Source organism: Arthrobacter sp. MDT1-48-3, assembly GCF_054511015.1.
This window is the reverse complement of record NZ_JBTNDL010000001.1, coordinates 639,306-652,036: the sequence shown is the minus strand read 5'-3', so window position 1 is coordinate 652,036 and position 12,731 is coordinate 639,306. Positions and strand designations below refer to the sequence as shown.

At 69.8% G+C, this 12,731-nt stretch carries 15 protein-coding genes; 10 read left to right on the top strand and 5 right to left on the bottom strand.

All coding sequences use genetic code 11. The features are described 5' to 3' along the window. Nucleotides 1-13: 13 nt before the first annotated feature. Nucleotides 14-235: a hypothetical protein gene (locus tag ACX80L_RS03165; RefSeq protein ID WP_133081364.1), complete on the bottom strand. Its 222-nt coding sequence runs from the start codon at nucleotides 233-235 to the stop codon at nucleotides 14-16. 183 nt (nucleotides 236-418) lie between these two features. Here ACX80L_RS03165 and ACX80L_RS03160 point away from each other — a divergent pair, with 183 nt between their 5' ends. The 4 genes from ACX80L_RS03160 (at nucleotide 419) to ACX80L_RS03145 (ending at nucleotide 5,447) form a co-directional block, all read left to right on the top strand. Then, complete coding sequence (locus ACX80L_RS03160) at nucleotides 419-1,738, top strand: M20 family metallopeptidase (RefSeq protein WP_459287603.1); 1,320 nt, start codon at nucleotides 419-421, stop codon at nucleotides 1,736-1,738. A 109-nt stretch (nucleotides 1,739-1,847) separates the two neighbouring features. Then, nucleotides 1,848-3,419 (top strand): AbgT family transporter, encoded by a 1,572-nt coding sequence (locus ACX80L_RS03155; RefSeq protein ID WP_459267981.1) that lies wholly within the window; start codon nucleotides 1,848-1,850, stop codon nucleotides 3,417-3,419. A gap of 117 nt (nucleotides 3,420-3,536) precedes the next feature. Then, the gene (locus tag ACX80L_RS03150) at nucleotides 3,537-4,484 is read left to right on the top strand and encodes an ATP-grasp domain-containing protein (RefSeq protein ID WP_133081361.1); all 948 of its coding nucleotides are present in this window, start codon (nucleotides 3,537-3,539) and stop codon (nucleotides 4,482-4,484) included. A gap of 114 nt (nucleotides 4,485-4,598) precedes the next feature. Next, nucleotides 4,599-5,447 (top strand): phosphatidylinositol-specific phospholipase C/glycerophosphodiester phosphodiesterase family protein, encoded by an 849-nt coding sequence (locus tag ACX80L_RS03145; RefSeq protein WP_459287601.1) that lies wholly within the window; start codon nucleotides 4,599-4,601, stop codon nucleotides 5,445-5,447. Nucleotides 5,448-5,559: 112 nt separating this feature from the next. Here the strand turns inward: ACX80L_RS03145 and ACX80L_RS03140 are convergent, their stop codons facing one another. Then, on the bottom strand, nucleotides 5,560-6,753 hold the full coding sequence (locus tag ACX80L_RS03140) for a M14 family zinc carboxypeptidase (protein ID WP_459267983.1): 1,194 nt from the start codon (nucleotides 6,751-6,753) through the stop codon (nucleotides 5,560-5,562). Between the two features lie 228 nt (nucleotides 6,754-6,981). Here ACX80L_RS03140 and ACX80L_RS03135 point away from each other — a divergent pair, with 228 nt between their 5' ends. The 3 genes from ACX80L_RS03135 (at nucleotide 6,982) to ACX80L_RS03125 (ending at nucleotide 8,965) form a co-directional block, all read left to right on the top strand. Further along, nucleotides 6,982-7,404, top strand: a complete 423-nt coding sequence (locus tag ACX80L_RS03135) for a ChaB family protein (protein ID WP_133081359.1) — start codon at nucleotides 6,982-6,984, stop codon at nucleotides 7,402-7,404. Between the two features lie 104 nt (nucleotides 7,405-7,508). Further along, the gene (locus ACX80L_RS03130; protein WP_459287599.1) at nucleotides 7,509-8,564 is read left to right on the top strand and encodes an ABC transporter substrate-binding protein; all 1,056 of its coding nucleotides are present in this window, start codon (nucleotides 7,509-7,511) and stop codon (nucleotides 8,562-8,564) included. 74 nt (nucleotides 8,565-8,638) lie between these two features. Then, a complete protein-coding gene (locus tag ACX80L_RS03125) occupies nucleotides 8,639-8,965 on the top strand; it encodes a PRC-barrel domain-containing protein (protein ID WP_133081357.1) in 327 nt (108 codons plus the stop codon). Nucleotides 8,966-9,028: 63 nt separating this feature from the next. On the opposite strand, the gene ACX80L_RS03120 is transcribed toward ACX80L_RS03125, so the two are convergent. Together ACX80L_RS03120 and ACX80L_RS03115 are read right to left on the bottom strand one after the other, a co-directional pair. Continuing rightward, nucleotides 9,029-9,295, bottom strand: coding sequence for a DUF6480 family protein (locus tag ACX80L_RS03120; RefSeq protein WP_459287597.1), 267 nt, complete (start codon nucleotides 9,293-9,295; stop codon nucleotides 9,029-9,031). A 98-nt stretch (nucleotides 9,296-9,393) separates the two neighbouring features. Further along, the gene (locus tag ACX80L_RS03115; protein WP_459287595.1) at nucleotides 9,394-9,756 is read right to left on the bottom strand and encodes a hypothetical protein; all 363 of its coding nucleotides are present in this window, start codon (nucleotides 9,754-9,756) and stop codon (nucleotides 9,394-9,396) included. Nucleotides 9,757-9,858: 102 nt separating this feature from the next. Between ACX80L_RS03115 and ACX80L_RS03110 the strand changes: the two genes are divergently transcribed. Then, complete coding sequence (locus ACX80L_RS03110; RefSeq protein ID WP_459287593.1) at nucleotides 9,859-10,842, top strand: bile acid:sodium symporter family protein; 984 nt, start codon at nucleotides 9,859-9,861, stop codon at nucleotides 10,840-10,842. Between the two features lie 21 nt (nucleotides 10,843-10,863). Here the strand turns inward: ACX80L_RS03110 and ACX80L_RS03105 are convergent, their stop codons facing one another. Then, nucleotides 10,864-11,196 carry a hypothetical protein gene (locus ACX80L_RS03105; RefSeq protein WP_208740565.1) on the bottom strand — a complete coding sequence of 111 codons (333 nt, stop codon included), beginning with the start codon at nucleotides 11,194-11,196 and terminating at the stop codon, nucleotides 10,864-10,866. A 181-nt stretch (nucleotides 11,197-11,377) separates the two neighbouring features. Between ACX80L_RS03105 and ACX80L_RS03100 the strand changes: the two genes are divergently transcribed. Beyond that, nucleotides 11,378-12,025 (top strand): GNAT family N-acetyltransferase, encoded by a 648-nt coding sequence (locus ACX80L_RS03100; protein ID WP_459287591.1) that lies wholly within the window; start codon nucleotides 11,378-11,380, stop codon nucleotides 12,023-12,025. A gap of 102 nt (nucleotides 12,026-12,127) precedes the next feature. After that, the gene (locus ACX80L_RS03095) at nucleotides 12,128-12,724 is read left to right on the top strand and encodes a nitroreductase family protein (protein WP_133081352.1); all 597 of its coding nucleotides are present in this window, start codon (nucleotides 12,128-12,130) and stop codon (nucleotides 12,722-12,724) included. Nucleotides 12,725-12,731: the final 7 nt, after the last annotated feature.

Here is a 12,731-nt window from a genome sequence, read left to right as displayed (position 1 = left end):
GGAGCGCCGCGGGTCAGGCGGCCACGTGCCAGATGCTGTATTCGTCGAGGTGGAGGATGGCGCGATGCCCGGCCATGTCGTCGCGGATCCACACGACGCCCAGGCCCGGCGCGGTGTCCTCGACGCACCCGCGGTAGTGCACCTCGTTCTTCCGCCGGGCCTCGACGACCGTTCCGGTGCTGAGCGCGCCGAGGTCGAGGACGCGGGCGGTGCTGGGGGTGGCGATGGCGGTCATGGGTGCTCCTCGGTGGTTCAGGGTGCGGCCCGCTGAGACTGGCGGGCGACTTCCTCCATGATTCGGGAGCGGTGTTGCAGGGATATTTCCGGAAGATTATCTTTCGGCGAGCAGGGCCGCTGGGACACCGGACATCGGATTCCGGGAGTGCGCAGCCCGCTGATTGTTGCTTAGGCTACTCGGATGGCTCATCCCACACCGCCGGACGCGGCGTACCTGCAATCCATCGACGAGCGGACGCGGAGGCTCCTCGCCGATGCGGTGCCGGTCCCATCCGCGTTCCAGGGCGCGCCGTCCGCACTGGTCGACGACGTCGAGCGGGGCGCGGAGGCCGTCGCGGAGCGCCTCCGGCACGTGGTGCAGCAGTTGCATGCCCATCCGGAGACCGCGTTCCAGGAGCACCACAGTGCGATGCTGCTGCACCAGGAACTCACGCGGCACGGTATCGACGCCCGCCTCGGGGTGCACGGGGTGGAGACGTCGGTACGCGCGGAGGTGGGCGATGCGGACGCGGGCCCGACCATCGCGGTCCTCGCCGAATACGACGCCCTGCCCGGGATCGGCCATGCCTGCGGCCACAACGTCATCGCGGCCGCGGGCCTCGGCGCGTTCCTGGCCCTGGCCTCGGTGGCCGACCGGCTGCCCGGCCGCGTCGTGTTCCTCGGGACCCCCGCCGAGGAGGGGCATTCGGGCAAGGAGGTGCTGGCCCGCAACGGGGCGTTCGACGGCGTCGACGCCGCGATCATGGTGCACCCCTACGGCTACGACCTCGCCGACCAGGTGTGGCTCGGGCGGAGGCTGCTCACGATCACGTTCACGGGGGTCGAGGCGCACGCGTCCGCCCAGCCGTTCATGGGCCGGAACGCGCTCGACGCCGCCAGCCTCGCCTACCAGGGCATCGGCCTGCTCCGGCAGCAGCTGCCGCCGTCGGACCGCGTGCACACGAACATCACCGAGGGTGGGAAGAGCCCCAACATCATCCCGGGCCGTGCCGTGCTGAAGCTCTATGCCCGCTCGCAGCAGCCGGCGACCCTGAAGGACCTGAGCAGGCGGCTCGAGGACGTCGCCCGCGGCGCTGCCCTGATGACGGGGACGGGCGTGGACCTGCAGTGGGACGAGCATCCGCCGTCCCTGCCCATCCGCACCAACAACGCGCTCACGGGCCGCTGGGTGGCCGCGCAGCAGCGCCGGGGACGCTCCCCGCTTCCGCTCGGCGTCGTCTCCGAGGCGCTCGCTGCATCCACCGACTTCGGGAACGTGAGCTACCGCATCCCGGGGATCCATCCCCTCATCCGCATCGCCGAGCCGGCCACGGCGCTGCACACGCGGGGTTTCGCGGAGGCGGCCAGGAGCGCCGAGGCGGAGCAGGGGGCGCTCGACGGCGCCGTCGGGCTGGCGCTCACCGCGCTGGACTACCTCGTCGACACCTCCCTGCGCACCGCCGTGCACGAGGAGTTCGAGGACCAGGGCGGCGCGATCGACGTGCCCTCCTACTTCGACTGACCCGCCCTGCCCGCCGGGTGCCGGACCCGCCGGCCCCCGGACGATCCGCAGCACCCGCAGCACCCGTAGCACCCGCAGCACCCGCAGCACCGACCGCCAAGGAGAACGCATGTCGACCACTGCAGCACCCAGCCCGGGACTGACGGACCGGTTCCTCACGGGCGTGGAGAGGGTGGGCAACAAGCTGCCCGACCCGTTCATGCTCTTCCTGATCCTCTTCGGCATCACGGCCGTGGTCACCACCGGCATGGCGCTCGGCAACGTCACCGTGCAGGTGCCGGGCGCCGAGGAGGCGACGGTCATCAAGGGTCTCTTCACGGGCGAGGGCATGACCTGGCTCACGGAGAACCTCGGTGCCAACTACCTCGGCTTCCCGCCGCTGGCCACGGTGCTGCCGATCCTGCTCGCCGTCGGCGTGGCCGAGAAGTCCGGCCTGCTGGGTGCCCTGATCCGCAAGGTGTTCGGCTCGGCACCCCGTTGGGCCCTGCCGTACGCGGTGGGCTTCGTCGGCGTGGTCGGTTCCGTCATGTCCGACTCCGCCTTCGTCATCATCCCGCCGCTCGCGGCCCTCGTCTTCAAGGCCGCGGGGCGGCACCCGGTGGCCGGGCTGCTCGGCGGCTTCGCGGCGGCGGGCGCGGGATACTCCACGAACCTGCTCGTCACGAGCCTCGACGCCCTATTCGCCGGCATCACGACGGCGGTCACGGAGAGCCTGCCCAACGCCGGCGCTCCCGTCACGCCGCTCTCGAACTACTACTTCAACATCGCGTCCTCGCTCGTGCTGATCGTCATCGCCGGGTTCATCATCGACAAGGTGCTCGAACCCCGGCTCGCCCGGCAGGCGGTCCCCGTCGACGAGGTGGTGGAGGACGGCGAGCACGCCGCGGCACCCGTGGTCCTGAAGGCCGAACTGGAGCCGCAGGAGGCGCGCGGCCTGCGGTGGTCGATGATCGTGGGCGTCGTCGTGGCGCTGGCAATCGTGGTGGCCGTGCTCCTGCCGAACTCGCCCTGGCGGAACGAGACGGGCGGGTTCCTGCCGCGCTCGCCGCTGCTGAGCTCGATCGTCTTCATCGTCTTCCTGCTCTTCACCATTCCGGGACTCGTGTACGGGCGGGTCGTCGGCACCATCACCACGGGGCGCGACGTCCCCCGTGTCATGGGCGAGGCGATCAAGGACATGGCCGGCTTCCTGGTCCTCGCGTTCATCCTCGGCCAGTTCATCGCGCTGTTCAACTGGTCCGGTATCGGCTCCTGGATCGCTGTCGCGGGTGCCGGAGCGCTGGAGGGAATCGGGCTTACCGGGTACCCGGCGGTCCTCGCGTTCATCCTGCTCGCGTCCGTGCTGAACCTGTTCATCATCTCGGGGTCCTCGATGTGGACGCTCATGGCATCGGTCTTCGTCCCCCTGTTCGCGCTGCTCGGGTACGAGCCGGCCTTCATCCAGGGGGCGTTCCGGGTGGGGGACTCGGCCACGCAGGTCATCACCCCGCTGAACCCCTACATGATCGTGCTGCTGACCATGCTGAGGAAGTACGAACCGGAAGCGGGCCTGGGCACCCTGATGGCCCGGATGCTGCCCTTCGTGGTGCCGTTCTGGCTGGCGTGGGTGGCCATCCTGACGGTGTTCTTCTACCTCGACCTGCCGCTCGGGCCGGGCAACGACATCTTCATCGAGGACTGACGCCCGCTGGCCGGTCCCGCGGGAGGACGCCTGTGCGCGGAGCACGGAATAGGTGTCCGACGGGTCCGGTTATGACGATGAACGCCAGCCGTCCCACTCCCGATCGGAAGGACCTCCGTGACAACGGTCTACGCCCTGCACGAGAACCCTGAATGGTTCCCGCCCTTCGCCCGCGCCTTCGAGGCCGAGGGGGTCGAGGTGGTCGAATGGCTGCTCACCGACGGGGTGCTGGATCTCGACTCGGTCCCTCCTGAGGGGATCTTCTGGTCCCGCATCAGCGCGTCGGCGCACACCCGGGATCACGGCCTGTCCAAGGACTACGCGCGCTCCGTGCTGTCCTGGCTGGAGGCGCACGGCCGCCGGACGGTCAATGGGCGCCGGGTCCTCGAGCTCGAGATGAGCAAGGTGGACCAGCTGACCGCCCTGAGGGCCGCTGGGATCGATACGCCGCGCACCGTGGCCGCCGTCGGCCGCGAGCGCATCGTCGAGGCGGCACAGGGATTCGACGCACCGTTCATCGTGAAGCACAACCAGGGCGGGAAGGGCCTCGGGGTGCGCAAGTTCGAGTCCCATGACGAGCTCGCCGCCTACGTGGCGTCGGAGGAGTTCGAGGAGCCGGCGGACGGCATCACCCTGGTGCAGGAATTCATCCAGGCAGCGGAACCCTTCATCACGCGCGCCGAGATCGTCGGCGGGCGCTTCGTCTATGCGATCAAGGCCGACACCGCACGCGGCGGTTTCCAGCTCTGCCCTGCGGACGCCTGCGCGATCGACCCGGAGACCGGCAAGCCCATCATGCCGCCCGGCGCGACGATCGCCCCTGAGCCGGACCAGCAGCTCTTCAGCCTCCGCGAGGACTTCGACCACCCCGTCATCGCGCAGTTCGAGGAGTTCGCGCGGCGCAACCACCTCGAAGTCTGCGGCATCGAGTTCATCGAGACCGCCGACGGGCGGGTCCTGACGTACGACGTCAACACGAACACCAACTACAACGCGGCGGTCGAGGCGGTGGCGCCGACGTCGGCTCCCCGGGAACTCGTCCGGTATCTCGCGACCCTCGGCTGAGGGCCCGGCCGCTCCGCAGGTGTTCACCCCCGGGTCGGCCGGAGTCCGTCTCCTGATCATGTCCGCTTCCTAGCCTCGGAACCGTCCCCGAACCCTGCAGGAAGCTGACGACCCATGACCATCGGACGTACCATCGCCGTGCTGCTCGCCGCGCCCCTCGCCCTCACCGCCGCCGTACCGGCGTCGGCCGCCTCCACCCGCGACGACGTCGTGCTCGGGACGCCGCAGGCCGCCGCCCACGCGCACAACGACTACGAGCACGACCGCCCGCTCCACGACGCGCTCGAGCACGGCTTCACGAGCGTCGAGGCCGACGTCCACCTCGTGGACGGGGAACTCCTCGTGGCGCATGACGCCGAGGACGTGACGCCGGGCGTGACCCTCGAGAGCCTGTACCTCGATCCGCTCGACGAGCTCGTCCGCGGCAGGGCCGGCAGCGTCTACCCGGAATGGGACGGTGAGTTCCAGCTCCTCGTGGACATCAAGGGCGACGCCGAGGCGACGTGGGCCGCCATCGAGTCGGACCTCGAGGAACACCGCGGCATGCTGACGCGCTTCAGCAACGGCAAGGTCAAGCAGGGCGCGGTCAGCGTGGTCATCAGTGGGAATCGCCCAATGGCCACCATGGCGGCCGACCGGCAGCGACTGAGCTTCTACGACGGCCGTGCCACCGATCTCGGTTCCGCCCTGCCGTCGAGCCTCATGCCGCTGATCAGCAACAACTGGACGCAGCTCTTCGCTTGGCAGGGGGTCGGTGAGATGCCGGCGACCGAGCGGGCCGAGCTCCGGGCCTATGTCGCCACGGCGCACGCCCAGGGCGCGCGGGTCCGCTTCTGGGCCACGCCGGACCTCCCCGGCCCCGCCCGGGAGGCCGTCTGGGCAGAGTTCGCCGCGGCGGGAGTGGATCACATCAACACGGACGACCTGCCGGCACTTCAGGCCTTCCTCGCCGCGCGGGGCTGATGCCGCGGATCCGGGCGCGCAGGTCGGGCCCGGGCGCGGACCGGGACCGGCACGACGACGGCGCCCCCGCGAGGCTGCGGAGGCGCCGTCGTCGTGCATCTGCTCGTTCGAGCTAGGGCGTGACGGGGATGGTCCCGGCGTAGTCGGTGCTGTACCCCGTGACCGGAGCGTGCGGGATCTCCTCCCACACCTCCGGGTCGGTCTGCTGGACCTCGCCGCTGGCGAGGCCGGTGAGCAGGGTCCGCATGGCCAGGATGTTCTGCTGGATGCTCTTGCCGCGCGCCTTCTGGCCCAGCGAGCCGTCACTGGTGTTGCCCGACGTCTCGAAGAACACCACGGGGTTGGAGTGGCCCTCCGGATTGAGGCCCTGGTAGTTCAGCCCGAGCATCATCGCCGAGACGACGCCGCCCTTGATGTCGATCTCCAGGCTGTTGCCCACCTGGTAGCGGTCCATCGTGATGAAACCGGTGTCCTCGAGTTCCTCGTAGACGTAGCCGTGCATCTGCCGCGTCAGGATGTCGTAGGCGCCGCCCTCGATCGTCGGCAGGGTGGGACCGCCCGGGGCGAGCGAGATGCCGAGGGACAGCGTGACGTCGTCGCCCGTGCCGTACTGCTGCTTCAGCCCCTGGTGGTGGATGTCGATGCCGTAGTCCGGATCCACCAGGGTCCAGTACTCGTAGAAGGCGAGCGATTCGCGTGCCTGGAACTTGCCGGCCACCCAGTCGCGGTTCAGGTCCACGATGAGGTCCCGCCCGTTCGCGTCCGTGCGGGGTGCGTCCGCCGCGGTGTCCCACAGGACCGTCTGCCGGATGTTGAGCTCGCTGCCGTCGGGGTTGTACATGGGGATGAAGTGGATGGTGAAGGCGTCCCTGATCGCCTTGTACTCCGGCGACCCGTTGGTGCCCAGGTCCTTGAGGAGACTGAGGATCGCCTCGGCACCGTAGGGCTCGTTGCCGTGGATGCGGCCCTGTACCCAGACGTCCTTCGGACCCGTGCCCACGGTCGCCACGTACAGGTTCCGGCCCTGTTCGCTGGTGTCGACGGCGGTCCCGGCCTCGGCCAGGGTGAAGACGTCCACGCCGTAGCGCGACGTCGCCTCGATCTTCTCGAGCTCCTTCACGGTGTCGGCGTACGTGAGGATGCTGGCGGTGTTCGTCGTGCCCCCCGGGGAGGGGAAATTGCCGTCCGCCCGGGCTGGTCCCGCGGCGAGCAGCGGCAGGGCGATGAGCGCCGCCATGCCGAGTGCGAGGGCCCGGTTCTTCGCCCTGCCGGGCGTACCGGACGCGGTGGTGTTGCTCGGAATCACGAATGTCCTCCATTGGCGCGTAGGTGATGGTCCGGCCCTGGGGCCGGACACCGCGTCCTCCTGCGGTTGGCAGTCCCCAATGGCTGGTGCGCTTCACGCTACAGCGGATGGGCGCCGATGCACAGGGTGCTGTCCATGCTCGAATCCGCCCGTTCCCCTGCGGTAGGTTGCTCGTACCGGCCCGGCCGTCCCGCAGGGCCGCCGTCGATCTCCCGGAGGGCTGCTGGAATGTCACGTTTCACGAAGGACGGCAAGGTCAAGCCGGAGACGCTGCCGAGCACGCTGCAGCGCTCCGACGAGAAGGCCCAGGACACGTTCGCGGCCACGCTGGACGCGGCCGAGGAACAGTACGGCGACGGCGAGCGCGCGCGCCGTACCGCCTTCGCCTCCCTGAAGCACGGCTTCGAGAAGGTGGGGGACCACTGGGAGCCGAAGGAGGAGAAGGGCCCGTCGGACGACCAGGCGGCCGGAGGGCGGGCGGAAGCGCGGCCGACGGCCGGGGGCGTCGACGCCAACTCCTCCAAGCAGCACCTCTACGACCTCGCGAAGAAGCTCGACGTGCCCGGGCGTTCGACGATGTCCAAGGCGGATCTCGTCGAGGCGCTGCAGAAGGCGAACGACCGGGCGACGCGCAAGGCGCGCGAGCGGTAGCTATTACGCAACGAAAGCATTTCGTAATCCAGATCGGCTTAGGTTAGCCTTACTTCTACCCCGTTCCACGGCCTCCTCCGAGGCCACAGAAGTCAAGGACCCCCATGGCCCCCTCACGCTTGCGCGGCCTCGTCGCCGCCGTCGCCGTCGCCGCCCTCTCGCTCTCCGCCTGCTCCACCGGCCCTGCCGACAGTGGGGCCGCGGCCACCGGTGGCAGCGGTGCCTCCGCCGGCGCGGATGCCTTCCCCGTCACGATCGAGCACGCCTTCGGCGAGACCACCCTCACCGAGAAGCCCGCGCGCGTCGCGACCGTGTCGTGGGTGAACGCGGACGTGTCCCTCGCCCTCGGCGTCGTGCCCGTCGGCATGCCCGCCGACACCTACGGCGGCAACGAGAACCAGTCCACGCCGTGGAAGGACGCGAAGCTCGAGGAGCTCGGCGCCGCGATCGGAACGGAGAGCGCGCCCGCACAGTACACGGAGACGGACGGCATCGCGTTCGACGACATCGCCGCCACGGCCCCGGATGTCATCCTCGCCGCGTACTCCGGCCTGTCGCAGGAGGACTACGACACCCTGAGCAAGATCGCGCCGGTCGTCGCCTACCCCGAGGTCGCGTACGGCACCGCCTGGCAGGACTCGACGCGGATCATCGGCGAGGCGCTCGGCCTGTCCGACGACGCCGAGCAGCTCGTGGCGGAGACGGAGCAGGCCATCGCCGAGGCGGCCGCCGAGTACCCCCAGCTCGAGGGCAAGACGTTCATCTACGGCAACCTCGAGCCGGGCAGCGCGGAGGGCGTCAGCGTCTACACCGCCAACGACAACCGCCCACGCTTCCTGACCGAGCTCGGCATGGTGCAGGCCGACGTCGTCACGGAGAACACGAAGGGTTCGGAGGAGTTCTTCATCCCGTGGTCCGCCGAGCGTGCCAACGAGCTCGACTCCGACGTCTTCGTCACCTGGGTCCCCGACGAGGCCACCGAGGAGGCCATCGCGAGCGATCCCCTGCTCAGCCAGATCCCTGCCGTCGAGAGCGGTGCGCTCGTCGCCGACAGTGACAACACCCTGACGCTCTCCATCTCGGCGGCCAACCCCCTCAGCCTGGTCTGGGCGCTCGACCGCTTCGTGCCGATGCTCGGCGAGGCTGCCGACAAGGCCTGACGGGGACCGCCGATTGCCCTTCCGCGGCATCTCGGCTGGAATGGGAGTACTCGCGTCCGATGAAGGGAACCTCGATGGCTCAGGCGGAAATCAACAAGCTCCAGGCGGCAACGGCCTGGGACAGCAAGGGCAAGAAGCTCGGTGACGTCAACGACGTACACCTCGAGAAGGAGTCCGGCGTCCCGGCCTGGGTCACGGTCTCCTTCGGGTTGCTGAACGCACGCAAGCACTTCGTGCCCCTCGCGAACTCACGCTTCGAGGGTGACGCCCTCCACCTCGCCTGGACGAAGAGCGAGATCGCCGATGCGCCGGGGTCGGCGAACACCGCGGAGCTCTCGCCCGCGGAGGAGTCGGCGCTGATCGACTACTACCGGCTGCGCGACGGCGCCGAGGCACCCTAGGCCGCCGAGCAGGAAGCCCCCGTCCGCTCCGGCGGACGGGGGCTTCGTGCTTCACGCAGGACTCTAGAAGAGGTCGATGATCCCCACGATGTAGCCGACGAAGTACAGCAGTGCCAGGAGCACGACGATCCCGATAACGGTGACCCAGAGCGCCTGGCGGCCCTTCGAGGGCTTCTCCTCGTCCGCGTGGCCCTGCTGCTGCCAGGCCGTGCTGGATTCTGCCGGCGGCGTCTCACCCGGTGGCACACCGCCGCCGGGCTCCAAGCCGGTGATGTGGTTCTCGAGGGGGTCGGGATTGCCTGCGTTCGAGGGATCCGGGCGTTCACTCATGCTGTCCTCCACATGGTTGGCTGGGTGATTCCGTCTCACCCTACCCCGCATATCATCAGCAGGCTTAGCAACCGGAGGGGCTGGACACGGGTGCGGAGTTACTGGCCGACCCCTGCCGTACTGCCGCCGGTCGGGTCGAATCGCTGGCCCGAGGCGCTGTGCGGGGTCTCCGTGTCGTCGTCCGCATCGCCGTCGGCCGGCGGCAGGGCGATCGCGGCCGGCGCCACGGCGCCCTGTTCACGCGGAGTCCAGGACATCGTGATGGCCACACCGTCCGCCGTGTCCTCGACGAAGAGGTGGAGGTCCTCACCGATCAGCGCCTCGTGGTGGACCGGGTCGCCGGCCTCCCGTGCCATGTCCGTGAGCCGGCAGATGGCGACCGCCATGGCCCGCCCCCAGTCGTGCGGATGCTTGCTCGTCGACTCCTCCGTAGCGGTGAATTTCCTGTCGGTCGTCGCCATCGCCATACCTCCCGTTGGTGAGGAACCAAGTACCCTTGCCTTTCGGGTGACAGATACTTTAGCAGTGCGTCATATGGGGCGGCGCATGGTATTCGGTTAACAATGAGCAAAGATCCGTCCCGACCTCAGGCCGCCGAAGAACGCAGTGCGAGGATCGCGGTCACGCTGTTCCCGCTCCTCATCCTCGCCGGCGGACTCGTGGCCGTCCTGACGCCCGCGACCTTCACCGGCCTCGGTCCGCTGATCAATCCCCTGCTCGGCGTCATCATGTTCGGCATGGGCCTGACCCTCACGCCGGTCGACTTCGCGCTCGTCGGGAAGCGGCCCATCCCGGTGGTGATCGGCGTGGTCGCCCAGTACGTGATCATGCCGCTCCTCGGCTGGGGCGTCTCGATGGCGCTCGGCCTCCCGCCCGCCCTCGCGGCCGGCGTCATCCTCGTGGGCTGCTGTCCCGGCGGGACGGCGTCGAACGTGGTGTCCTACCTCGCGCGCGGCGACGTGGCCCTGTCCGTCGCGATGACCTCGGTGTCGACCATCCTGGCGCCCGTGCTGACTCCGCTGCTGACCCTGTGGCTCGCGGGCCGGTACATGCCGGTGGACGCGGCGGCCATCGGCCTGTCGATCCTCCAGATCGTGCTGATCCCGGTCGTCGCGGGCCTCGTCGTCCGCTACTTCCTGCCCCGTCTCGTCGAGCGGCTGCTCCCCGCCCTCCCGTGGATCTCCGTGGGGGCGATCACCGTCGTCGTGATCGCCGTCGTCTCCGGCAGCGCCGGGATCATCTTCTCCGCCGGGCTGCTGGTGTTCGCCGCCGTCATCCTGCACAACGGCCTCGGCTACGCCCTGGGCTACGGCGCGGCGCGCGCCTTCCGGCTGCCGACCCCCGCCAGACGCACCACGGCGATCGAGGTGGGAATGCAGAACTCGGGGCTCGCCGCCGGACTCGCCCGGACCTACCTGACCCCGGAGGCCGCGCTGCCCGGTGCGATCTTCTCGGTGTGGCACAACGTGTCCGGGGCGGCCATGGCGGCCTACTGGCGCCGCCGTGACGCGCGCGCGGACTCGCCGACAGGCGCTGCGCACCGCTGAGCAGGGACGGCCTCGGGCGGGTCAGCTGCCGACGCCGCCGACGCGCAGCAGCCGCCACTCACCGTGCCGGTCGTCGAGGCCGATCACGAAATCGAGGACGGGGGAGGCGGGACCCGTCTGGGCCTGGAACCGCCAGGACCGCGGGGCCGGCCCGTCGGCCCCGGATATTGGGAAGGCGGCCATGGAGCGCTCGGTGGACGACGCGCGCCACGGGGTGGACTCACCGACCACCTGCCAGATGCTGCCGCGCCACCTCAGTGCAAGGGGCGTGCCGGTGGGCGTGAAGCGCACCGATGCGGGCTCATCGAGCGGGCGGGGTGTTCCGTCGCCCGTTCCGACCGTCTGTGCCGTCATCCCTGATCCTCCGGTTCTCGTGCTGATTGGCTCAACAATAGGACATGTGTTCGATTTCCGGGAGTCCGCCGTCCCGAAGGGGCGGAGGACGCGACCCGGAAAAATTCTGGGGGTGGGAGGGGCTACAGTCGCACCACCACGGTCCAGCAGAGGGCCGCGACCCGACCATCATCGGATCCTCATGACCGACATCTCGATCCTGTCCGGTATCACCGGTGCTTCCGCCGGTGAGCCCCGCTCGGCAGATCCGGAACCGGCACCCCTTCTCGCACTCCTTCCTGAGCCCTCCGACGACGCGCCTCCCACGAAGCGGGAGCGCGAAGCACTGTCGATGGCATCCGTGCTGGACGGCGGCGACCTGGCGGTCGTCCCGCTCGCCGAACTGCGCGTCCTGGCGAACGCGATGTTCCGCTCGCTGGACACCGATGCCCCGCCACGGTGGGCATCGGAGCGCTACGGGGCGGTGGTGGACGAGATCGAGCGGCGCATGGGCAGGATCGCCGCTCAGCGCGGTGCCTCGGTCCGGAGGGTCTTCAGGGACTCGCCCGTAGGCTCCCGCTTCGAGCTCTACTTCGACGGCTACCTCGCCGCGTACCTGAGGTACTCGATCCGCGCGGGCCGGCTCACCCTGCGTGCCGTCGTCGAGAACGCGGGCTTCGAGGGACGGGGACTGGATCGAGTGCTGATGCGCGGAGCGATGCTCGACGCCCATCGACGGCGCATCGACGTGATCCCGGGTTGCGCTCCGGCGCGGGAGTTCCTGGAGCGGAATCCGCAGTACCTGGCGCTGGCGCGCGGCCCACGTCGGCGGGACGACCCCCGGCGCTGATTGCAGGGGCTGGCGGCAGGAATGGTGCGGCCGTCACCTGTGTTGTCCCCAGCGAGGCCCGATGGTGCGCCGCCCTTCCGATCGACGCACAGGAGCACCCGCATGCCGCTCAGCACTTCCATGACCACCACCCGCATCGCCGACACCAGCGTCCCGATCACCAGCGAGCTGGCCGGGCGCTGGAGCCCACGGTCCTTCGATCCGGAGGCGACGATCACGGAGCCCCAGCTGGACGCCCTGCTGGAGGCCGCGCGCTGGGCGCCGTCCGCGAGCAACAACCAGCCCCGCCGCTTCATCGTCGCCCGGCGCGGGACCCACGCGTTCGAGACGATCGTCTCGGCCCTCGTGGGATTCAACGCCGCCTGGGCCCACAACGCTTCGGTACTGGTCGTGGGCATCGCCGAGACATCGTCCGTGGAGGGCGATCTGCGTCCCTACGCCGAGTACGACCTCGGCCAGGCCATCGCGCACCTGAGCGTGCAGGCGCAGGCCGAGGGGCTGGCGACCCATCAGATGGCAGGGGTGGAGTGGGACAGGGTGGTGGCGGCCTTCGACCTGGCCGACAACCTGAAGCCCCTGACGATCACGGCCGTCGGCACGGTGGACGAGGCAGGCAAGCTTCCCGGCGCCCTGGCGGAGCGGGAGACCGCACCGCGGACGCGCCTTCCGCTGGACGAGCTGGTGCTGCTCCGCAGCTAGCGGGGTT

Bases quoted from the DNA above. Each gene is read 5' to 3' on its own strand.
- ACX80L_RS03165 (WP_133081364.1), bottom strand. From the start codon at position 235: ATGACCGCCATCGCCACCCCCAGCACCGCCCGCGTCCTCGACCTCGGC.
- ACX80L_RS03160 (WP_459287603.1), top strand. From the start codon at position 419: ATGGCTCATCCCACACCGCCGGACGCGGCGTACCTGCAATCCATCGAC.
- ACX80L_RS03155 (WP_459267981.1), top strand. From the start codon at position 1,848: ATGTCGACCACTGCAGCACCCAGCCCGGGACTGACGGACCGGTTCCTC.
- ACX80L_RS03145 (WP_459287601.1), top strand. From the start codon at position 4,599: ATGACCATCGGACGTACCATCGCCGTGCTGCTCGCCGCGCCCCTCGCC.
- ACX80L_RS03135 (WP_133081359.1), top strand. From the start codon at position 6,982: ATGTCACGTTTCACGAAGGACGGCAAGGTCAAGCCGGAGACGCTGCCG.
- ACX80L_RS03130 (WP_459287599.1), top strand. From the start codon at position 7,509: ATGGCCCCCTCACGCTTGCGCGGCCTCGTCGCCGCCGTCGCCGTCGCC.
- ACX80L_RS03125 (WP_133081357.1), top strand. From the start codon at position 8,639: ATGGCTCAGGCGGAAATCAACAAGCTCCAGGCGGCAACGGCCTGGGAC.
- ACX80L_RS03120 (WP_459287597.1), bottom strand. From the start codon at position 9,295: ATGAGTGAACGCCCGGATCCCTCGAACGCAGGCAATCCCGACCCCCTC.
- ACX80L_RS03115 (WP_459287595.1), bottom strand. From the start codon at position 9,756: ATGGCGACGACCGACAGGAAATTCACCGCTACGGAGGAGTCGACGAGC.
- ACX80L_RS03110 (WP_459287593.1), top strand. From the start codon at position 9,859: ATGAGCAAAGATCCGTCCCGACCTCAGGCCGCCGAAGAACGCAGTGCG.
- ACX80L_RS03105 (WP_208740565.1), bottom strand. From the start codon at position 11,196: ATGACGGCACAGACGGTCGGAACGGGCGACGGAACACCCCGCCCGCTC.
- ACX80L_RS03100 (WP_459287591.1), top strand. From the start codon at position 11,378: ATGACCGACATCTCGATCCTGTCCGGTATCACCGGTGCTTCCGCCGGT.
- ACX80L_RS03095 (WP_133081352.1), top strand. From the start codon at position 12,128: ATGCCGCTCAGCACTTCCATGACCACCACCCGCATCGCCGACACCAGC.